The sequence below is a fragment of the Clostridium tunisiense TJ genome, from assembly GCF_000300195.1.
GTDB lineage: Bacteria > Bacillota > Clostridia > Clostridiales > Clostridiaceae > Clostridium_J > Clostridium_J tunisiense.
Map to the genome: position 1 here is coordinate 13,774 of NZ_AMQH01000022.1, position 22,978 is coordinate 36,751.

General features: G+C 32.1%; 16 protein-coding genes. 10 read left to right on the forward strand and 6 right to left on the reverse strand.

Features of this window, described 5'->3' with window-relative positions; all coding sequences use genetic code 11:
- Positions 1-21: 21 nt before the first annotated feature.
- The 7 genes from C661_RS0119920 to C661_RS0119950 all read left to right on the forward strand — a co-directional run bounded on the left by C661_RS0119920 (position 22) and on the right by C661_RS0119950 (position 10,757).
- Positions 22-1,374 (forward strand): ABC transporter substrate-binding protein, encoded by a 1,353-nt coding sequence (locus C661_RS0119920; RefSeq protein WP_017417091.1) that lies wholly within the window; start codon positions 22-24, stop codon positions 1,372-1,374.
- A gap of 352 nt (positions 1,375-1,726) precedes the next feature.
- A complete protein-coding gene (locus C661_RS0119925) occupies positions 1,727-2,593 on the forward strand; it encodes a carbohydrate ABC transporter permease (RefSeq protein WP_017417092.1) in 867 nt (288 codons plus the stop codon).
- Positions 2,593-3,420: a carbohydrate ABC transporter permease gene (locus C661_RS0119930; RefSeq protein ID WP_017417093.1), complete on the forward strand. Its 828-nt coding sequence runs from the start codon at positions 2,593-2,595 to the stop codon at positions 3,418-3,420. The genes C661_RS0119925 and C661_RS0119930 overlap by 1 nt, the downstream gene beginning before the upstream one ends.
- A gap of 87 nt (positions 3,421-3,507) precedes the next feature.
- Positions 3,508-5,667, forward strand: coding sequence for a TIM-barrel domain-containing protein (locus C661_RS0119935; RefSeq protein WP_017417094.1), 2,160 nt, complete (start codon positions 3,508-3,510; stop codon positions 5,665-5,667).
- A 17-nt stretch (positions 5,668-5,684) separates the two neighbouring features.
- Entirely contained in the window at positions 5,685-7,160 is a 1,476-nt protein-coding gene (gene malQ / locus C661_RS0119940) for a 4-alpha-glucanotransferase (protein WP_017417095.1), read from the forward strand.
- A gap of 20 nt (positions 7,161-7,180) precedes the next feature.
- On the forward strand, positions 7,181-9,556 hold the full coding sequence (locus C661_RS0119945; RefSeq protein WP_017417096.1) for a glycogen/starch/alpha-glucan phosphorylase: 2,376 nt from the start codon (positions 7,181-7,183) through the stop codon (positions 9,554-9,556).
- Positions 9,557-9,815: 259 nt separating this feature from the next.
- Positions 9,816-10,757, forward strand: coding sequence for an ROK family protein (locus C661_RS0119950; RefSeq protein ID WP_017417097.1), 942 nt, complete (start codon positions 9,816-9,818; stop codon positions 10,755-10,757).
- Between the two features lie 57 nt (positions 10,758-10,814).
- Here C661_RS0119950 and C661_RS22410 read toward each other — a convergent pair whose 3' ends face one another.
- The 3 genes from C661_RS22410 to C661_RS0119965 all read right to left on the reverse strand — a co-directional run bounded on the left by C661_RS22410 (position 10,815) and on the right by C661_RS0119965 (position 13,999).
- Entirely contained in the window at positions 10,815-11,375 is a 561-nt protein-coding gene (locus tag C661_RS22410; RefSeq protein WP_017417098.1) for a hypothetical protein, read from the reverse strand.
- 349 nt (positions 11,376-11,724) lie between these two features.
- Positions 11,725-13,065 carry a sensor histidine kinase gene (locus tag C661_RS0119960; protein WP_017417099.1) on the reverse strand — a complete coding sequence of 447 codons (1,341 nt, stop codon included), beginning with the start codon at positions 13,063-13,065 and terminating at the stop codon, positions 11,725-11,727.
- A 265-nt stretch (positions 13,066-13,330) separates the two neighbouring features.
- Positions 13,331-13,999 carry a response regulator transcription factor gene (locus C661_RS0119965; protein WP_017417100.1) on the reverse strand — a complete coding sequence of 223 codons (669 nt, stop codon included), beginning with the start codon at positions 13,997-13,999 and terminating at the stop codon, positions 13,331-13,333.
- A gap of 242 nt (positions 14,000-14,241) precedes the next feature.
- On the opposite strand from C661_RS0119965, the gene C661_RS0119970 reads away from it, so the two are divergent.
- The gene (locus C661_RS0119970) at positions 14,242-15,999 is read left to right on the forward strand and encodes a helicase-related protein (protein ID WP_017417101.1); all 1,758 of its coding nucleotides are present in this window, start codon (positions 14,242-14,244) and stop codon (positions 15,997-15,999) included.
- Between the two features lie 202 nt (positions 16,000-16,201).
- The gene (locus C661_RS23265) at positions 16,202-16,369 is read left to right on the forward strand and encodes a CDIF630_02480 family spore surface protein (protein WP_017417102.1); all 168 of its coding nucleotides are present in this window, start codon (positions 16,202-16,204) and stop codon (positions 16,367-16,369) included.
- A 90-nt stretch (positions 16,370-16,459) separates the two neighbouring features.
- Here C661_RS23265 and nifJ read toward each other — a convergent pair whose 3' ends face one another.
- Positions 16,460-19,984 (reverse strand): pyruvate:ferredoxin (flavodoxin) oxidoreductase, encoded by a 3,525-nt coding sequence (gene nifJ / locus C661_RS0119980; protein ID WP_017417103.1) that lies wholly within the window; start codon positions 19,982-19,984, stop codon positions 16,460-16,462.
- A 550-nt stretch (positions 19,985-20,534) separates the two neighbouring features.
- Here nifJ and C661_RS22415 point away from each other — a divergent pair.
- A complete protein-coding gene (locus C661_RS22415; protein WP_083861726.1) occupies positions 20,535-21,173 on the forward strand; it encodes an HD-GYP domain-containing protein in 639 nt (212 codons plus the stop codon).
- 257 nt (positions 21,174-21,430) lie between these two features.
- Here the strand turns inward: C661_RS22415 and C661_RS0119990 are convergent, their stop codons facing one another.
- Together C661_RS0119990 and C661_RS0119995 are read right to left on the reverse strand one after the other, a co-directional pair.
- On the reverse strand, positions 21,431-21,820 hold the full coding sequence (locus C661_RS0119990; RefSeq protein WP_017417105.1) for a bacteriohemerythrin: 390 nt from the start codon (positions 21,818-21,820) through the stop codon (positions 21,431-21,433).
- Positions 21,821-21,958: 138 nt separating this feature from the next.
- Positions 21,959-22,675, reverse strand: a complete 717-nt coding sequence (locus C661_RS0119995; RefSeq protein ID WP_017417106.1) for a lysophospholipid acyltransferase family protein — start codon at positions 22,673-22,675, stop codon at positions 21,959-21,961.
- Positions 22,676-22,978 lie beyond the last annotated feature (303 nt).

The following is a 22,978-nucleotide window of genomic DNA, read 5'->3' on the forward strand; positions in this document are numbered from 1 at the left end:
TTACAGGGGAGGATTATTAACATGAAAAAAGTTAAAAAAATCTTAGCTTTAGCAATTTCATCCTTGATGGTAACTTCAGCTTTAACTGGTTGTGCAGCAAATGGGGATAAAAAATCAGAAGAGGGAACGAAACCAGCGGCAGAGGAGAAAAAAGAAAATGTTACTTTAAACATATTTCAGTTTAAGGTAGAGATTGATAAGGAGTTTAAAGAGGCAGCACAAGCTTATACCGCAGAACATCCAAATGTAAAAATTAATGTAGAAACTGTAGGTGGTGGTGCTGACTACGGTGCAGCTCTAAGAGCAAAAATTCAAGGTGGAACAGAACCTTCTATATTCAATATTGGGGGACCACAAGATGTTAAGGATTGGGAATCTAGATTAGTTGATTTAACTAATGAGCCCTGGACAAAACAAGCTCTTGATGGAGTTTTATCAGGCGTTACAGTAAATAATAAAGTTTATGCAATGCCTTTTGCAGTAGAAGGTTATGGCTTTGTTTATAACAAAGAAATATTCCAAACTGCAGGAATTGATACTAAAGGAGTTAAAGACTATGCTTCTTTAGAAAAAGCAGTAAAAGATTTAGATACTAAAATAAAAGCTGGTGAATTAAAAAGCAAATATCCAAACTTAGAAGCAGCTTTTGAGTTACCAGCAAAAGAAACTTGGGTAACTGGACTTCATACTTCAAATGCAGCTATTTCACAAGAATTTAATAGTTCATTAGATGCCTTTGCAGCTAAAAAGATCGATTTCAAAAACGGGGAAGCTCTAAAAGCATTAATAGATTTACAAGCTAATTACTCTCCAAGTGCAAAATCAAAAGAGAAGTTAAGCACAGTAGATTATGCAACTCAAGTAGACCAAGGACTTGCTATTGAACGTGTGGCTATGGTTCAACAAGGTAACTGGATTTATGGCGGAGTTCAAAAAATAGATCCAAAAGTAGCGGATAAACTTGATATATTACCAATGTCAGTTAAGGGTGGAAAAGAAGACACAATCCCAATGGGAGTTCCAATGTATTGGGCAGTTAACAACAAAGGTACTGCAGCTGAGCAAACAGCAGCTAAAGATTTCTTAAATTGGCTTTACACTTCAGAAAAAGGTAAGGACTATATAGTTAATAAATTCTTCTTTATTCCTCCATTTAAAGGTTATGAAAGTTTACAACCCAAAGACCCACTAGGTGCTGCGGTTAAGAGATATGCTGAAGCTGGAAAGACTACACCTTGGGTATTTATGGGATATCCAACAGGGTGGGGAATGGAAGTTCTTGGACAAGAAATTCAAAAATATTTAGCTGGACAAGAAGATTGGAATGCAGTAATGAAAAATTCTCAAGCTAAATGGGAAGAAATGAGAAAATAGTATTACAGGCGTACACAACAATTTATAGAAAAATAATCTTATAGTTTGTATTTGTTTAGTAAGAAACATTGAAATTGGGGAGGGGTTTTTCCCTCCTTAATTTATAGCTTTAGACATCTTCAAAAAATAAATAAGTCAGTATGCCTGTTTATTTTTTGTTATACTGCTTCAACAGAACCCTTAGATAGTACTACTATCGAAGAACCCTGTTTGTTTGTGGTTACAAGCTTGCTTGTGAACTCAAAATATCCTTCACATCTTTGATTTGTTTTTTGTGTTAAGATACCCTATTCACTTTTTTTCTTAAGAACTTGGGAAAAAATTCAAGACTAAATTTAAAAAGGAGGTTACTATGAAGAATTCAAAGTTATGGTTTAGTTTATTTGTTGGTCCTATACTTTTAGCATTTTTAATGGTAGTAATAATTCCTATGATTTCAGGAGTATATTTTTCCTTCACTAATTGGAATGGTATAGAAAATAATGCTACTTGGGTTGGACTTACAAATTATAAACAAGTGTTTAATAAAGAAAGTGGTTTCATACCAGCATTTATATTTACAGCGAAATTTGCAATAGCATCAGTAATTGCAATAAACTTATTTGGATTTTCTCTTGCCTTATTAGTTACTAGAGGGATGAGAATAAGCAACCTTTTAAGAAGTATATTTTTCATGCCTAATATGGTTGGAGGTTTGATTTTAGGTTTTATATGGCAATTTATTTTTACCAAGGCTTTTTCTTGGGTTGGTACTAAATTAGGAATAGAGTTTTTGAAGGGCTGGCTCGCAACCAGTACCACAGGTTTTTGGGCCTTAGTGATATTAATGTCTTGGCAAATGTCAGGTTATATGATGATTATATACATTGCGGCTCTTCAAGGAATTCCTGAATCCTTAAACGAAGCTGCAAAAATTGATGGAGCTAATGGGTTCCAAAGATTAAGACATATCACCCTTCCCTTAGTGGCACCAGCTTTTACTGTAGGATTGTTCTTAACTTTATCAAACTCTTTTAAGTTATTTGATCAGAACTTATCTTTAACAGGAGGAGGACCTTTTAACTCCACACAAATGTTAGCACTTAACATATATAATTCAGCCTTTACCTTTAACCAATTTGGTTTAGCTCAAGCAAAGGCAGTTATATTTTTAATAACTATAGCAGTTATATCACTTACACAGCTTTATTTTAGTAAGAAAAAGGAGGTAGAAATGTAATGAAAGAAAAGTTTTTTAAAAAGCTAGGTTGGAACCTTTTAGGTATCTCAGTGGCTTTAATATTTTTAGCACCTCTATACATTGTGTTTACTAACTCCTTTAAAACAGCTAAGGGAATTTTTACAAATGTACTTAGTCTACCAGTAAAGGATACCTTTACTGTAAATAACTATATTCAGGCCTTTAAGGACTTAAACTTTATTCACTCTTTAGCTAACTCTTTATTTATTACAATTACAAGTACGGTGCTAATAGTGATTTTCGCTTCAATGGCAGCTTGGATGTTAGTGAGAAGCAAATCGAAGTTCAGTACTTTTTTATTCTTCTTGTTTGCGGCGGCCATGCTAATACCCTTCCAATCAGTTATGCTGCCATTAATAAATTTATTAGGAAAGCTTAAGATGTTAAATCCTGTTGGATTAATATTTGCATATTTAGGCTTTGGTTCAAGTTTATCCATAATTTTATATCATGGATTTATTAAAGGAATACCTGTGGAACTTGAGGAAGCAGCTTTAATTGACGGCTGTAATAAATTTCAGGTATTCTGGCTTATTGTATTTCCACTATTGAAGCCAATAACCGTTACGGTTTCTATTTTAAATGCAATGTGGATTTGGAATGACTTTTTACTCCCTCAATTAGTTATAAATAAACCAGAGTGGCACACTATACCATTAAAAATGTTCTATTTCTTTGGACAGTACTCAAAGAGATGGGATTTAGCTCTTGCAGGGCTTGTAATTGGTATGATTCCTATTATTATATTCTACTTCTTTGCTCAAAAGCATATTGTTAAAGGTGTTACTCAAGGGTCTATAAAGTAATAAAATATGGGAGTAGATTTAGGGTAATAAATGAAATTATATAGACTGAAAAAGTCTATAAAACAGTATAAGAGGGGGAGTAAGTATATGAACTTTTATGAATTATCAGATAAGGTGTTTAAATATTCCTTTGGAAATCCCATTAACACTGAGGCTGTAGTAACTAAAGGCGAAAAAGTAAAAAATGAAGCTTTAAGATATTTTAATATAGATGATACTGAAGGAATGAGATTTACCTATAAAATGACTAAGGAACAAGTAGTTTGGGGTCTAGGAGAAAATCTAAAAGGTATGAATAAAAGAGGAGGAATTTATGATTCCTTTTGCAGTGATGACCCAAGGCATACTCCAGACAAAAAATCCTTATATGGAGCTCATAACTTTTTAGTTGTAGATGGTAAGGAAACCTTTGGAGTGTTTATTGACTATCCAGGTAAGGTTATTTTTGATATTGGATTCTCAGAAGAAAGCTCTCTCATAATAGCCATTGAAGAAAAGGATGTAGAGGTTTATATAATAACTGGAGAAAAACCTTTAGAAATTGTAAGAGAGTTTTTAAGTATAATTGGGGAAGGTTATGCTCCGCCTAAGTGGGCTTTTGGATATCAACAATCAAGGTGGAGCTACCCTAATGAAGAATCGGTGAGAGAAGTTGCAAAAAAATTTATAGAAAATAATATCCCTTGTGATGCCATTTATTTAGATATAGATTATATGGAAAGATTTAAAGATTTTACAATAGATCAAAAAGCTTTTCCAGAATTTAAAACTTTTGCTAAAGAGATGAAGGATAAAGGTTTTAGGCTAATTCCAATTATTGATGCAGGGGTGAAAATAGAAAAGGACTATGACATATATGAAGAAGGCTTAGAAAATAATTACTTCTGCCAGGATGAGGAAGGAAAGGCTTTCATGGCAGCAGTTTGGCCAGGGCGTTGTCACTTTCCAGATTTTTTAAATCCTCAGGTTAGAACCTGGTTTGGATTAAAGTACAAGGTATTAACAGATTTAGGTATTGAAGGCTTTTGGAATGATATGAATGAACCAGCCTTATTTTACACAGAGAGGGGATTAAAGGAAGCAGTTAGCTTGGCTAAGGTATCTGAAAATGAAAACTTAGATATTTATTCCTTCTTTAAGTTAAAAGACTCCTTTAACAATATGTCTAATAGTTTAGAGGATTACAAGAGCTTTTATCACAATATAAATGGGGATAAAATAAATCATTATAAAGTCCATAACTTATATGGTTACAATATGACTAGAGCTGCAGGTGAAGGCTTAAACCTTATAGATTCAAGTAAAAGATTTTTGCTATTGTCTAGAGCCTCTTATATTGGAATGCATAGGTATGGAGGTATTTGGACTGGCGATAATCATTCCTGGTGGGAACACTTACTTTTGAATATAAAGATGATGCCTTCCTTAAATATGTGCGGATTTCTTTATATTGGTGCAGATACAGGAGGTTTTGGAGGAGATACAAACCATGAGCTAATAACAAGATGGACGCAGTTTAGTATATTTACTCCTCTTTTTAGAAATCATGCAGCTATGGGAACAAGAAAACAAGAACCTTTCTCCTTTGAAGAAGAAACAATAAAAAATCTTAGAAATACTCTTGAACTCCGATATGCATTAATACCATATATTTATTCTGAATACATGAAATCCTTAAAGAACAAGGATATGTACTTCAAGCCTTTAAGTTTTGAATACACGGATGATTTTAGCAAAAGGGTGGAAAACCAATTGCTTTTAGGAGCTTCATTAATGATAACTCCGATATATGAAGAAAATTCCTTAGGTAGATATGTTTACTTACCAGAGGATATGGTACTTTGGAAGGTGAAGAATTACCAGGAAAGAATCTATGAAATTCTAAAAGGTGGTCATCATTATATTGATGTTGGGTTAAATGAAGTACCAATATTTTTGAGAAAAGATAAGGCTTTTATTTTAGGAAAACACAGTAAAAATGTGGATAGTTTAAATAATGAAGAGCTTAAAGTCATAGCCTTTGTAGAGAATGAAACAACTTATGTTTACTATGATGATGATGGCACTACTAAAGACTATAAGACAGGAACCCATGAAGAAGTAATTATTAATATAAAAAAATGTGGTGAAGATGACTTTGCTATTGAGATAAAAAACAAAGGAAATACAAAGGTGAGGGTTCTAAACCTTGAAATAATTGATACAAATGGAAGGGTTCATAAGAAAATCCTATCAGTTGAAACCTAAGAAGGAGAAGGATAAAGATGAAGAGAAGCAGCGGTATTTTAATGCACATAACCTCCTTACCTAGCCCTTATGGAATAGGAACCTTTGGAAAGGAGGCCTATGAATTTGTAGACTTTTTAGTTAAAGCAGGGCAAAAATATTGGCAAATACTGCCACTAGGATCTACAAGTTTTGGAGATTCTCCCTATCAATCTTTCTCAGCCTTCGCAGGGAATCCTTACTTTATAGATTTGGACCTTTTAAATAAAGAAGGTATTCTCTCCAAAAAGGACTATGAGACATTAGATTTTGGTCATAGCATTGAAAGTGTAGACTATGAGAAGATATTTAAAAATAAGATGAAGGTGCTAAAAGTTGCTTTTAACAATGCAAAGAACAAATATTTAGAGGATATAAAGGAGTTTAAAGAGGACAATACCCAGTGGCTAGAAGATTATGCCCTTTATATGGCAATAAAAGAAAAGTTTCAATTAAAGCCTTGGAAGCTTTGGGATGAGGATATTAAACTAAGAAAAGAAAGTGCTATAAAAACTTATAAGAAAGAATTAAAAGAAGAAATAGAGTATTGGGTATTTTTGCAGTACTTATTTTATAAACAGTATGGGGAATTAAAAGCTTATGCAAATTCCAAGGGTGTTAAAATTATTGGTGATATTCCTATATATGTGGCAGAAGATAGTGCTGATACCTGGGCAAATAGCAATATATTTCTCCTTGATGAAAATAAGATTCCAACTGTAGTGGCTGGATGCCCACCAGATGCTTTTTCAGAAACTGGACAGCTTTGGGGAAATCCTATTTATGATTGGAAGGCTTTAGAAAAACAGAATTACTTATGGTGGATTGAAAGAATTGCTGGAAGTAAAAAACTATATGATGTAATTAGAATAGATCATTTTAGAGGCTTCGAATCCTATTGGCAAATTCCTTATGGAGAAGAAACGGCTATAAATGGAACTTGGGTAAAAGGACCTGGGATAAAGCTTTCCAACGCCATTAAGAAAGTATTAGGGGATGTAGAAATTATTGCTGAAGACTTAGGGTTTCTAACTGAAGAAGTTATAAATTTCAGAATAGAATCTGGGTACCCAGGAATGAAAGTGCTTCAATTTGCCTTCGATTCTAGGGAAGAAAGTGACTACTTACCACATAATTATGAAAAGAACTGTGTGGTTTATACAGGAACTCATGATAATTATACGGTAAATGGATGGTTTAAAAACACTAATAAAGCAGATGTAGATTATGCAGTTAGGTACTTAAATTTGAGTGAAAAGGAAGGCTATAATTGGGGATTTATTAGAGGGGCATTAAGTTCTGTAGGTAGTTTAGCAATTGCACAGATGCAGGATTATCTAGGCCTTGGAGATGAGGGAAGGATGAATATTCCATCAACCCTAGGAGGTAACTGGCAGTGGAGAGTGAAGAAAGAAGCTCTTACAGAAGAGTTGGCAGAAAAAATAAATAAAATAACAAAACTTTATGGAAGATAAAAAAGGAAAGGTAGATAAATATGTTTGATACTAAAGAATTAAGAGAAAACATAGAAAGAATTCTTAAAACAGATTACGGCAAAACTTTAGCTAAAGCTCAAACTCATGAGAAGTATAATGCCCTTTCTAAAGCCATAATGGGAACAATTATTAATAACTGGGATGAAACAGAGAAGACTTACTCCACTGGAAAAGCAGCTTATTATCTTTCCGCCGAGTTTTTAATGGGAAGAGCCTTAGGTAACAACCTATTGAACTTAGGAATTTATGAAGATGTAAAAGTAGTATTAAAGGACATGAATATAAATATCAATGATATTGAAGAAATGGAAGAAGATGCTGGTCTTGGAAATGGTGGTCTTGGGAGACTTGCAGCTTGTTTTATGGAATCCTGTGGAACTTTGAATCTTCCTGTAAGAGGCTATGGTATAAGATATAGTCATGGCTTATTTAAGCAAAGTTTTGAAGATGGTTTTCAAAGGGAACAAGGTGACAATTGGCTTAAATATGGAGATCCTTGGTCAATAAGAAAAGAAGAGGAATCTGTAATTGTTGAATTTGCTGATGAAAAGGTTAAGGCAGTACCTTATGACACACCAATCATTGGCTATGGCACAAAGAATATAAATACTCTTAGATTATGGAAGGCAGAAAGCTTTAAGGATTTTGATTTTCATCTATTTAATGACCAAAAGTATAATGAGGCAGTAGAGGAAAAAAATAAGGCAGAGGATATATCAAGAGTGCTATATCCTAACGATTCCACAGAAGAGGGAAAAATACTTAGACTAAAGCAGCAATACTTTTTTGTATCAGCTTCCTTAAAAGATTTAATAAAACAATATAAGAAAGATCATAGGGGAGATTTCAAGGACTTTCCAGAGTTTCACGCAATTCAGCTTAATGACACTCACCCTGTAGTTGCAATACCAGAGTTAATGAGGTTATTAGTGGATGAAGAAAATATAGATTGGGAAATAGCTTGGGATATTACTGTAAAAACCTTCTCTTATACTAATCACACTATCTTAGCAGAGGCTCTAGAGCAATGGTGGAATGGCCTTTATAAAAAGGTGCTTCCAAGAGTATATGAAATTATTGAAGAGATTGATAGGAGATTTGTTATTGAGCTTTCACAAAAGGGCTATGAACCAGAAAAGATAAATTCTATGGCTATTATTAATAGGGACATGATTCGTATGGCTTTTCTTGCTATTCATGGAACTCATACTACCAATGGAGTAGCTCAGCTTCATACAGATATATTGAAATTTCAAGAGCTTAGAGATTGGTATGAGCTTTATCCAAATAGGTTTCAAAATAAAACTAATGGAATTACACCAAGAAGATGGCTTGCACTTTGCAATAGGGAATTAGCACAAATGATTACAAAGCTCCTTGGAACTGATAAATGGATAAATGAACTTACTTTACTTAAAGATCTTGAAAAATATTTAGAGGACGAAATGGTGCTAAATAAGATTTTAGAAATAAAGGAAGAGAAAAAGCACCAGTTAGCTGAATATATAAAAGTTCATGAAGGGGTGGAAATAAATCCAAATTCTTTATTTGATATCCAAATAAAAAGATTACATGAGTACAAAAGACAGCTTTTAAATGCCTTTGGAATTTTGGATTTATATTTTAAACTAAAGGAAAATCCAGAAATAGATATAGTACCTAGAACCTTTATTTTTGGAGCAAAAGCTGCTCCAGGATATATAAGAGCTAAGGGTATAATAAAGTTTATAAATGAAATAGGAAAACTAATTAACAATGACCCTCTGGTTATGGGAAAAATTAAAGTAGTTTTTGTTCAAAACTATAGAGTATCCTATGGGGAAAGGCTATTTCCAGCAGCAGATATTTCTGAGCAAATTTCTACAGCAGGTAAAGAGGCTTCAGGTACTGGAAATATGAAGTTTATGCTAAATGGAACTCCAACTTTAGGAACTTTTGATGGTGCCAATGTGGAGATAGTACAAGAAGCAGGAGAAGAAAATAATTTTATTTTTGGTGCTAGGGTTGAAGAAATAGAGAAAATTAAGGATACTTATAACCCAAAAGATTACTATGAAAATAATCCAAGATTAAAGAAGGTAGTAGACACCTTAATAGATGGAACCTTCTCTGATGGAAATACAGGAATGTTTGAAGAAATCTATACCTCTCTTCTTGAAGGTGCAGCTTGGCATAAGCCAGATCATTACTTTATATTTAAAGATTTTATGGGTTATGTAGAAGCACAAGAAAAGGTAGATAAGGCCTATAGACATAGACTTTTATGGGCTAAAAAGTGTCTAAAGAATATAGCTAACGCTGGTAAGTTTAGTAGTGATAGAACCATTGAAGAGTATGCAAGAGAAATTTGGTATATTGAGCCAAAAAAAATATAAAAAGCCAGATAAAACCCATTATATTTTAGGTACACAAGAGTTCTAATTATTTTAGTCTTGTGTGCCTAAATTTTTGTAGAATGGATGAATTAAATGAATTATAATTATAATATATAGAATGCAATAAACGTACTGTATAAATATAGATAAGTCTATTTTCCATTCTCTTTAACATAAGTGCCTAAAATTATAAGTAATATTACAACTTATGTAAGAGGTTTAGAGTATTTGTACAAAGAGCAAAGCAAGGAGGAGCACCATGTATGTAGGAGTAGATTTAGGCGGGACTAATATTGCAGTTGGCCTAGTAGATGAAAATAGTATTTTAAAATATCACAAGTCTACACCAACTAGGGCAGAAAGAGGTTCAAAGGAAGTAATTAAAGATATTATTAAGCTAATCAATGAAACAATAAGAGACTATGGCATAAATAAAGAGACAGTTAAAGCCATTGGTATAGGTGTGCCAGGAATTGCAGAGCCTAATTCTGGAGAGGTAATTTACTGTGTCAACTTAGGGTGGAATAATGTACCTTTAAAGCAAGACCTTGAAAAAGAGCTAAATATTCCAGTATTTGTAGACAACGATGCCACCGTTGCTGGACTTGCAGAGTATAAGATAGGCACTATGAGGAATTGTGAAAGTGGTGTGTTCATAACTTTAGGTACTGGAGTTGGTGGAGGTATTGTTATCAATGGTAAGGTTAGGTCAGGTTTTAATGGTATAGGATCTGAAATTGGGCACATGATAGTAGGAGAAAACTTTTATCCTTGTAATTGTGGTCGCAATGGGTGTTTAGAAACCTTTACTTCCTCAACGGCCTTAATTAACTATACGAGAAAATTAATTAGTGAGGGGAATGAGACCTCCATAGTTAAAAAAACAAAGGGCAGTTTAGAAGAAATTAATGGAAGAATTATTTTTGAAGCTGCAAAAGAAGGAGATTATGTAGCTAATAAAGCTGTAGATAGGTTAGTAAAATACCTAGCTATTGGAATTACCAATATCATAAACATTATTGATCCAGAGATAATAGCATTAGGTGGAGGACTTTCTGGAGCAGGAGATTTTCTTTTGGTAAAAGTTCAAGAAGAAGTTGAAAGAGTAAGATATATGAAAATGATTCCTATAGGAAAGATAGTTCTTGCAACCCTTGGAAATGAAGCAGGAATTATTGGAGCAGCAGCTCTTGGTATGTAGGAAATAAGCTCAAAGTTTAGCCTCACAGGGAAAATACCTGTGAGGCTAAATAATTTGTTAATTTCCGCTACCTAAGTTTTGGCAAGTTCCTCTTGCACCAGATTTCATACCAGCTCCATTACCCATACCTTTGCCGGCACCTCTTCTTTGTCCATTTTCTCCCACCATGTTCCCATTACCTTTTCCTTTTTGCCCTTCACCTGGAGTAGTGCAAGCGGCTGAGTTTTCTTCTATTTTAGCTTTTATGGCTTCACCTTGTTCTTTTGTTACTGAACCATTATTTATAGCTTCGTCAATAGATTTTATTTTTTCTTCAACCATAGTTGACTTAAACTCCTCAGCAGTAATTCCTTTTTCACTCACCAAATCATACATTGTTTTACCAGCAGCTCTGCCTTCAATTATTTCAGTTTCCTCTATACCAAACTTTTCTTTTAATAAGCTTGTCATAAAATCATAGCCTTTTTTACCAGTAATTCCTCTAAGTCCAGAACCTTGGCAAAGAGAAGTAGGGTTATTAGTGTTAGCTGTAGTAGTTGCTGAGTCTGCATAAGCAGTTGCTCCAACACCAAGTGCTAATGTTAGTGCTAATACCATCATAAGATTTTTCTTTTTCATTGTCATTACCTCCATAAATTTATTTGTATTTTTACTGAGTTACAACACAGGCCTCCAACAGGAAATTTAAGTATATTTATCTTGGAAATCTATAAGAGAACAAGTTAGATCTCTGTTCAACTAAGGAATACTATGGTGTTCCAAAAACAAATTTAATAGTTGAAAGTTAATATGTTTTATATCTCAGTAGCTTATATTAAAATAATACATACAAACTTTGATAATACTATGGGGTAATTGTGATAAATTTGTGAAATATCAAGTTAAAGAATTTCTATATTTTAAATTTTACCTTATGTCTTTAGAAATAACTTAGTATACTAAGTTACTTACTATACTAAGTTATTTATTACTCTGGTACTTCCTCCATAGGCTTATCACACTTTCTTATAAATTTATTGGGAATTATAAAATAGAATTCTGTTTCTTTTCCTAGGGAACTATTAGCACCATATTCAAAGCCATGTAGTTTTAAAATTTCGCTAGAAATTGGGAGACCAAGACCCATACCACCACTTTGAGAAGTTTTGTAATACCTATGCCAGATATCTTCTAGTAAATTTGGAGGTATTCCCACTCCATAATCTATAATAGATACTTTAATATGTGTATTTTCTTCACTAGCTAAGACTTTGATTTCACTATTTTCCCTACTAAATTTAATTGCATTATCTAGAAAATTATAAAGAACTCTTTCTAGATGTTTTTTATCAGCTTCTATATTTATGGGTAGGAAACTGCAATGAATGGAAAGATTTTTTTTAACAATCATAGGATGAAGCTTATTAATCACATCCTCTAGTAGCAGTGAAAGGTTGATAGAACTCTTATTTAGTGTAAATGCTCCTTGTTGAAATTTAGAAAGTTGAAGCAAATCTACAACCAAGTTATTTAATCTATCTACTTCTTTAATTATTTCAAGGGAATATTTATCTTTATCTTCTTCAGTTACTAAACCATCATAAATAGCTTCACTATAGCTTCTTATTACACTAAGTGGGGTTTTAAAGTCATGGGAAACGTTAGCCACAAATTCCCGCTGAAGGTGATTTTTCTTTTTAAGTTCAAGAGCCATTTTTTTAATACTATAAGATAGTGCTTCAATTTCATCTTTTGTATTTATATCTAACTTTAAATCAAAGTTTCCTTTTGATATTTCATCAGCAGCATTTTCTATTTGTAGTATAGGATTAGTAAACTTTCTCCCAATATAAGAAATGAGTGGGAGTGATAATAATACTCCTACCACAAAAACTAAAAATAATATTATATAAATACCTTTCAAATAGTCCTCAGAGTATTTATTATTTTGAAAAACCACAATATCACCTAATGAGGTTTGAAACTTGTAATAAAGAAATTCTGATCCCATCATATTTTTAAATTTTCCCTTTTTCACAAAATCTTTTTCTTTAACATTTTGTAGAAAAGACATCATTCCCATTTTTCCTTGAGTTAATGGTGTAATAGTTCCATCTTTAATTAGGATAGCACTAACTTCAAGACTTGGAAGGGGATTAGATGTACTCAGATACTCATAAATTTCCTTGGATGAGCTTTCTAGATAAGTGTATTGCTGAAACATATAAAATTTAGATAAAAAGATACTGCTACCAATAAAACATAAAATCACTACAAAAGTAATTATGCCTAAGAAATATTTTGAAAGTTTTACTGTTATTTTATTCATATTTACTCTCCATAAATTTATTAATTATAAATAAGAAAATTACGGCATTATATTTTAAGCAGAACATTAATTGACTAATGAGATTTTCAGTATATTTAATCATTATATAAGGTGCAATATTATTTTTACATTGAAAGAAAATTTTAAGCAACTTATACAAAAGAGAATACAAAACAGGATTAGATATAATTATTCAGTATTTTTATTGCATTCTATATATTTCAAAATAAATTTCATTAAGATTTAGTGAAAAGATTATTATATACTAATTTTTAAAGTCCATCTTATAGCCTACACCCCAGACCGTTGCCAAATGATTTTCACAAAAGCTAATTTTTTCTCTTAACTTTTTCACGTGAGTATCAACAGTTCGAGAATCTCCAGCGTAATCATATCCCCAAACTGTACTAAGTAATTGTTCTCTATTAAAAACTTGACTAGGATTCTTACAGAAAAACACTAGAAGATCGAACTCTTTTGGAGTTAGTACTATATTTTTATCCTCTTCTATTACTTCTCTCTTGTTTTCTGAAATAGTTAATTTATTGAAAACAAGTGTTGTACTATTATCTACCTTGCTATTCATTCTCAAGTTTACTCTTAATATTAATTCTCTCATGCTAATAGGTTTCACCATATAATCATCAGCCCCTAATTCTAGACCAAAAATCCTATCATCTTCCTCACCTCTAGCAGTAGTCATAATTACTGGGGTGTTTCCTAAGGTTTTAATTTTTCTTAAAAGAGCCCAACCATCTTTATTAGGGAGCATTACATCTAAGATAATCAAATCAAAAGTTTCGGTAAAAATAGCATCTTCAGCTAATTTACCATCTGAAATGCAAGTAACTTCATAATTCTCTTTTTCTAAATATAAGGTCATTACTTCTAAAAGTTTAGTTTCATCTTCAACAATAAGTATTTTACCCTTCATAAACTCACTCCTTTAAAGTTTGATTATCATTATATTACAATAATATAATAAAACAAAGTATTTTTCTATACTAAAGTTAGCAACCAATAAGTGAAGAAGTATGCTCTAATAAAGTATATTTATAACTTATATACAGTTATAAAGTTTCTCAAATATGCAAATATTATATTTAATAAATAATATATGGTCATCAAAGAAGAGGAGTATTTGAAAAATTCAAGTGCTTCGTAAAGGAGACTGAGATGAAAAGAGGAGTTATTGAAAGAAATTTTCGCAAGATTAAAAACCAAATTCATCAGATAAATGAGATAGTAAAAAATTCAAAAACTAATTCCTTATGGGAGCATGAGGCTTCTGTTAGAAAAAAGCTTAAGCAACTAAAGGAATTTGAAGGTGCGGGCCTTCGAGATTATGAAGAAGTTTACCAAAGTTATTTAGAAATTTTAGAGTATATTTCTGAGAGACTTGTTAAGGATTATAACAATAAAAACGATACAAAGTTTAATTTCAGAGACATTATAGAAGATAATTACGAAGGATATTTAAAATCAGGAATAATTAGTGTATTAATTTCTAATCATATGCCTAGATTAATTTCTAGTGAATTTGATAGAGTGTTTCCAATGAATCCTAAGAATGAATATAGAGAAACAAGAAGAGTGAAAAGGGAGTTTTATCTTCACTTAGGAGAAACAAATACAGGAAAAACCTACAATGCTATGCAAAGGTTAAAGGGCAGTAGCAGAGGTATCTATTTATCCCCATTGAGAATCTTGGCTTTAGAGAATTATGAAAGATTAAATAATGAGGGAGTTAAATGCAGTCTTTTCACAGGTGAAGAAGAAATTATAGTAGAAGGAGCTACTCATATATCTTGTACTATTGAGAAATTGGATATTGAAGAAGAGTATCAGGTTGCCATTATTGACGAGGTTCAAATGATAGATGATGATCAACGTGGTGCGGCATGGACCAGAGCTTTGCTTGGGGTGAAAAGCAAGGAAGTTCATCTTTGTGGGTCTTTGAATGCTAAAAATATTATAATAAAAATCCTAGAAGACTGTGAAGAAAATTATACTTTAAAGCTGTATCAACGGCAAATACCTCTTCAACTTCAACAGCAGAACTTTTCCTATAGAAATATAGAAGAAGGAGATGCATTAGTTGTTTTTTCGAAAAAAAGAGTATTAGAGCTAGCATATGAATTTGCAGACCTTGGCATTAAGGCCAGCTTAATTTATGGAGATTTACCACCTGAAGTTAGAAGAAAACAATATGAACAATTCATTAATAAAGAGACAAAGATATTAATTTGTACTGATGCTATTGGCATGGGAGTTAATCTTCCCATTAAAAGAATAATATTTATGGACATAAAAAAATACGATGGAAATGAATTTAGATTTTTAAACTCCCATGAAGTAAAGCAAATAGCAGGTAGAGCAGGGAGAAAGGGGATATATGAAGTTGGTTATGTGGCATCCATTGGTGGAAATCAAGATTTCCTAGATGAAATGCTAAGTTCAGAAGATAGAGAAATAAAAGAAGCAGTAGTGGGGCCTAGCGAAGCAATTTTAAAAGTAAAAAGCCTTTCTTTAAGGGAAAAGCTTGCTCTGTGGAGTACTAGAGAAGAACAAGTACCTTTTTATAGAAAAATGGATATTAATGAATATTTAATAATTCTTGATCATCTTAAAAGCTATAAACTTCATGAACAGGATCAATGGAAACTTATAAGAATTCCTTTTGATGTAACAAATCCTAAGTTAATGGAAGCTTTTTTAATTTATGTTGATCAATTATTCATTGGAAAAATGGATAGTATATCAAAACCATCCTATTCATTACAAGAATTATATGAACTTGAAATTTACTATCAAAAGGTGAACTTGTACTATAGCTTTTCGAAAATTTTCAAATTAGAATATGATGAGCATTGGGTACAGGACGAAAGAGCTAGGGTAAGTGAAGAAATAAATAAAATATTACTTGACATATAATTAATATTTATTAAAAGTTTTAAGAGAAACTGGGGTAATATAAACATATAAAATATTACAAATGATAAACATTTGAAGTTTTCAAATAAATTACCTCTTATAGAATTAGTTTAATTGTAGAAACTAATATAGAGAAGGATATAAATTTAAAATTATTATGTTTTAGGTAAAAGCAATAAAAAACAATATTGGAGGGATTATTATGGCAGAAAACAAGTATAAAGAAAAACATATGGCAATGCCAATTGAAAATTTTGCAACAGCACCATTGGCTAATAGGGATCATTTACAACCACGAACAAGAGTAAATATTCCTAATAATAACGAGATTAGAAATGCAAAAGATTGGGTAGATGCAAATCAAAAATAGTATCTAAAAGTGAAAAAGCAACAGTTTCATAAAAAGAAGCTTGATTTGAAATCAAGCTTCTTTTTATGAGAAAATTTTTAAATTTTATAATTAGTATTGTATTTCAGCCAATCTTCTGTATGTGTCGTATCTTTCACGGGCATGCTTTTCTGCTACATCATACATTTGATCAGCAATTTCAGGGAATACGGTTGCAAGAGAAGTGTAACGAATTTCACTTAAGATAAACTCTTTAAAGGATTTTGTTGGTTCCTTAGAATCTAATACAAATGGATTCTTTCCTTCTTCCTTAAGCATTGGATTATATCTATAAAGATGCCAATATCCAGACTCCACAGCCTTTTTCTCTTGGGCAATACTTGTGCCCATTCCTGTTTTAATACCATGGTTAACGCAAGGTGCATAAGCAATAATTAAGGAAGGTCCTTTATATGCTTCAGCTTCTGCAATAGCTTTTATTGTATGGTTCATATTAGCACCCATAGAAATTTGAGTTACATATACATAGCCATAACTCATAGCCATTAAGCCTAAATCTTTCTTTCTAATTTTCTTACCAGCAGCTGCAAATTTAGCTACTGCAGCTGTAGGCGTAGCTTTAGAAGACTGGCCACCAGTATTAGAATAAACCTCTGTATCCATAACAAAGATATTAACATCATCGCCTGTTGATAGAACTTGATCTAATCCAGAGAAACCTATATCATAAGCCCAACCATCTCCACCAATCATCCAATGAGATTTTTTAACTAAATGATCCTTATTCTCCATAATTTCTTTAAGAATTGGATCTTTTTCATAGTCTATAGTCTTCATAGCTTCAAGAATTTTAGAGGTAGCAGCTTTAGAAGCTTCTCCATCATCAATACCAGCTAGCCACTGTTCAAATGCGTCTTTAACAGGTGCACTTAAAGTTGAGTTTAACGCTTCCTTCATTAACTGAGCAAGTTTTTCCCTTAGTTGTTTTACCGCTAAGTACATACCATAGCCGTATTCTGCATTATCTTCAAAGAGAGAGTTACCCCAAGCTGGACCTTTACCGCATGCATTAGTAGTATATGGAACAGAAGGTGCACTACCACCCCAAATTGATGAACAACCTGTAGCGTTGGCTATCATCATTCTATCACCAAATAATTGGGTAAGTAGTTTAACATATGGAGTTTCTCCACAACCTGGGCAAGCACCACTGAATTCCATAAGTGGTCTTACAAACTGGCTTCCTTTTAGTGTTTTCTTATCCATAATATGATCTTTAGAAGTAACTGTTGTACCAAACTCCCAGTTTTCAGATTCCATTTCAATTTCATGTTCTGCTGGTTTCATGATTAATGCTTTTCCTGGAGCAGGACAAATATCAGCACAGTTTCCACAACCAGTGCAATCTAGTGGACTGATTTGTATACGGTAATGTAAGTCTTCAAAGCCTTTTCCAGTAGGCTTTTTAGTTTTAAAGGTATCAGGTGCTTTTTCTTTCTCATTATCATCAAGTAATAATGGACGTATTACTGCATGAGGACATATATAAGCACATTGGTTACATTGAATACACTTATCAATTTGCCACTCAGGAACGGTAACCGCTATACCGCGTTTTTCATAGGATGTTGTTCCCGTTGGGAAAATACCATCTTCCATACCGTTGAAAGCGCTAACAGGGAGTTCGTCTCCCTCATGTCTTTCCATAGGTCTTTGAATATTTTTAACAAAATCGGGTTCTTCCTTAATTGGCAGATTTTCATCTTCTGCGTTAGCCCAAGATTCAGGTACATTAACCTTGTGTAATGCATTTACACCCTGGTCAATGGCTTCTTTATTCATATTAACAATCTTTTCACCCTTTTTACCATAGGTCTTTTCTACAGAAGATTTTAGTAAATCTATGGCTTGTTCTACTGGAATAACATTAGCTAGTTTAAAGAAGGCAGACTGCATTATCATATTAATTCTACCACCTAGACCAATTTTCCCAGCTATAGAAATTGCATCTATGGTATAGAAATTAATATTGTTTTTTGCAATATATCTTCTTAAAGAAGCAGGCAATCTTGTTTCTAATTCCTCATCACTCCATCGGCAGTTAAGAACAAATACGCCATTTTTCTTTAATCCTTTTACTAAGTCAAAATTGTAAACATAGGAAGGATTATGGCAAGCTATATAATCAGCTTTATATACTAAATATGGTGACCTAATTGGTTTTTTACCAAATCTTAAGTGTGAAATTGTACTTCCACCAGATTTTTTACTATCATAAGAAAAGTAAGCTTGAGCATAAAGATCTGTATTATCTCCTATAATTTTAATTGCAGATTTATTTGCTCCAACAGTTCCATCTGAACCTAGTCCCCAAAACTTACAACTAATAGTTCCTTCAGCAGCAGTTTCGATGATTTCTTCTTCAGGTAGTGAAGTATTAGTAACATCATCTACAATTCCAATGGTGAAGCCGTTTTTAGGTCTTGGAGCTTTCAAATTATTATAAACTGCTAAAATTTGAGATGGTCTAGTATCTTTTGAGCCAAGGCCATATCTACCACCCACTATTAATGGCTTTTCAGAATGATTGTAGAAGGCATTGCAAATGTCTAGATACAATGGTTCACCGAGAGAGCCAGGTTCCTTTGTACGATCTAGTACAGCTATTTTCTTTACAGTCTTTGGAAGAACATTAAATAGATATGTACTACAGAATGGACGATAAAGATGAACTTTGATAAGTCCTACCTTTTCACCTTGGTTAGTTAAATAGTCTATGGTTTCTTCGATTGTGTCACATACAGAACCCATAGCTATAATTATATTTTCAGCATTTGGGTCACCATAATAGTCGAAGGGATGGTATGCTCTTCCTGTAATTTTTTCTAGTTCTCTCATATAATTTTCTACGATATCAGGTACTGCTTCAAAATATCTATTAGAAGACTCCCTTTGTTGGAAGTAGATATCAGGGTTTTGAGCTGTACCTCTTAGCGTTGGATGTTCAGGATTTAGAGCTCTTTGTCTAAAGGCTTTAATAGCATTGTGATCTACTAGCTTAATAACATCCTCAGGATTTACTATTTCTATTTTTTGATATTCATGTGAGGTTCTAAATCCATCAAAGAAATGTATAAAAGGAACTCTAGATTTTATAGAAGAAAGGTGAGCAACATTAGCTAAATCCATTACTTCTTGAACATTTGAAGCAGCTAAAAGGGCTACTCCAGTTTGTCTAGTAGCCATTACGTCTTGATGGTCTCCAAAAATAGAAAGGGCATGCGCAGCAACAGCACGTGCGCTTACGTGTAATACTCCTGGTAAAAGTTCTCCTGCCATTCTATAAAGGTTAGGGATCATCAGCAATAATCCTTGAGATGCAGTATAGGTTGTTGTAAGTGCTCCTCCAACTAGAGAACCGTGTACAGAGCCAGAAGCACCAGCTTCTGATTGCATTTCAACAACTTTTACTGGTTGACCAAACATATTTTTTCTACCGTGGGCAGACCAATCATCTGTAAGTTCAGCCATAGGTGTAGACGGGGTTATAGGATAGATAGCAGCAACTTCTGTAAAAGCATAAGAGGCTTCTGCAGCAGCTTGGTTTCCATCCATAGTTTTCATGATTTTTGCCATTAATAAAATCCTCCTCTATAATGATTTAAGCACCTACAAGAATTATGAGTGAGTAGGTACCTTACATTAAATCTTACCTATTCTATTATTTACTAGGAATACGCAGTCCATACATTAAAATTTTATAAAGTAATACAAAGAGATATAAATAGCAGTTGATGAGAAGAATTTTAAGGTTTAAATATAGATTGCTCCTTCGTTAACCAGGAACATTTGATGAGAAAATATGAATTAAGTATTCATATTGAGATGTTTTACAAGTCTCATCTATGCAGGGTTTCTTAAAGAAAGTTTACAAGAGAGCTTAAGTATTTAAAGGTTTCTATATAAATTTATAGTTTGGAATTAAACTTATAGGGAGAAAGGGCTTATTTTTAGTGTGAAGACTAAGAGGTTGGTAGAAATATGTCGAATTAATTGGTAAAAATGTTATAAATTTGTGAAATGTAAGTAAATATGCAGAAAAATGTTGAATATTGGAAAATCACATGTTATATTATTATTGAAAATAAATTTACTTTAATGAAAATAAATAAATTAAAATGGGGGAATGATGAAATTTATGTGTAGTGATTGTTTAGAAGAAACAAAAGCTAGTATTTTGAAAAATCTACTGAGAGAATTAGAAGGAAAAAGCAAAGATACGTTAACGCATTGTTATAATGTAGTTAATTACGCTACAAGTTTTGCTAGATATATTCAGTGTGAAAAAGAGGATATTACTAAACTTCATTACGCAGCATTATTACACGATATAGGAAAAATTAGAATTCCAAATGATATACTTAATAAAAGTGAAGAATTGACAAAAGAAGAATATGAAATAATAAAAAAACATTCCTACTATGGTTATGACATTGTTAAGTATACAGGGATTTTCAACGAGGAATTAGAATTAATACTTCATCACCATGAGAGAGTTGACGGAATGGGTTATCCCCATAAATTAAATGATAATAATATTAATAAACTATGTAAGATACTAAGTATATGTGATTCTTTTGATGCTATGGTTAGTGAAAGAACTTATAAAAAAAGTATGACTATAAAAGAAGCGGTTCAAGAACTTATGGATAATGTAGAAAAGCAATTTGATAAAGAGTTGGTTCCTTTATTTGTAAAGTTCATAGAAGAACATGGATTGATTAAAGATGGTAATTATTACATTATAGAGGATGTTTTTTATTAAAGACATCCTTTTATTATATAAATTATGATTTGGTTAAATATGATTTCATTAATTCAAGTTTGATCTATAAAACTATTTAATGGGATTAGTTTTTATTGAAAGGTTGTTTTAGTAAATTAAACTATAATTCTAAGTATATTTATGAATTGGATAGATAATAATATAAATAGTTAAATAATCATACAAGTAACCCAAACTATGTATGACAACCTATTTTTCTTAAATCAAAAAAGTATGGCTTTTATAGCCATACTTTTTTACTGTGTATATCCTTGATCGCTTATTAAAATATGCTCACATATCCACTTGTGTACAAACTGTAATAATTCTAGTATATATTCATTTTGACCATAATCTATGCGACTATAGTCAATACTATTTACCTTTTTTATAAAGTCATCATGTTGCACTTTGTGTGATAAGAATTTTTTATAACCAATACTTAACATATAATCTTCTTCAGATTTAAAATGGAATATAGCATAATCCCTTAACTCTTCAATAATAGCAAGTATTTTGTCATACTTATCAATAGATAAGTTGTTTGTTAGTAAATCATAAGCATTGTTTCCAATTTCAAATAGCTTCACATGTTGTTCATCTACATGAGTTACACCGGTTTCATATTCATCTTTCCATTCAAACATAATAAATCCTCCTAAAAACTTTATAGTATACATTTGAACAAGTGTAGATGCTAGAGACATCTTATAGAAATCTATATAGCAAATTTCATAAAAATCTGTAAAGTATAAGCACAGATATATTAAAGGCACCTAGTAATTTTAGCAAAGTTTACTTTCAATAATAGACTTTACCTTGGCTGGAAGTGCTTCTAAATCTTCTTTAGAAAGACTTGCAGTGTCCACAGGTGGGTGAATGTACATTTCTACTTGAGACGGCACAATCTTATTTCCATTGGCTTCCATGAGTTTATAAGAACCTTTTATGGTTACAGGAACTATAGGAACTTTTGACTTTGTTGCAAGTTTAAAACTGCCTGCTTTAAATTCTCCAATTTTATCTCCCTTACTTCTTGTTCCTTCTGGAAAAATTACAAGAGAGTATCCCTTTTTAATTATATTTACTCCTTCAACTATGGCTTCAGCAGATTTTCTTATACTACTTCTATCCATAAAAACACAGTTCATATAAGTCATCCAATCACGAAGTATAGGGATTTTTTTCATTTCAATTTTAGCAACATATCCTTTAGGCTTGTCTATATAACTCATAAATAAAGCTATATCAAAATTGCCTTGATGATTGCTTATAAACACTACAGGCTTATCTTTAGGAATGTTTTCCTCACCGAAAATTTGAACCTTTGCACCGCTGAATTTAACTCTATTGAGTGCCCATTTTGAAGTAGTCTTATGTACATACTCATCTCGCTGAGCTAGTTCCCCTTTTTTCTCAAATGACTTTACAATATACATTTGTGGCAATTTAGCTACTAAGCTACCAGCAAAACTTATATACCATCCAATTGTTCTTAGCATAATTCCCTCCAACTTTATTCTATATGCTTTTTAAGTATAAGTTGCAAGATTAGTTACAGACTTTACAATACATTAGCATAAACATAAATTCATCTATTTTCTTATTCCATTATATACATATTTAGCAAGACTATAAAGTGTATATCTATTAAATATTTTGAAACTATAATAAATAATATTGTAGAATTTATATAAAAATGGTATTTTAAAATAAATTTAATATATAAGACCATACAAGGTTATAAAAAATTATGTGTAAATAAATTTATAGTATTAAAATGAAATTATAAATATCATAAACTT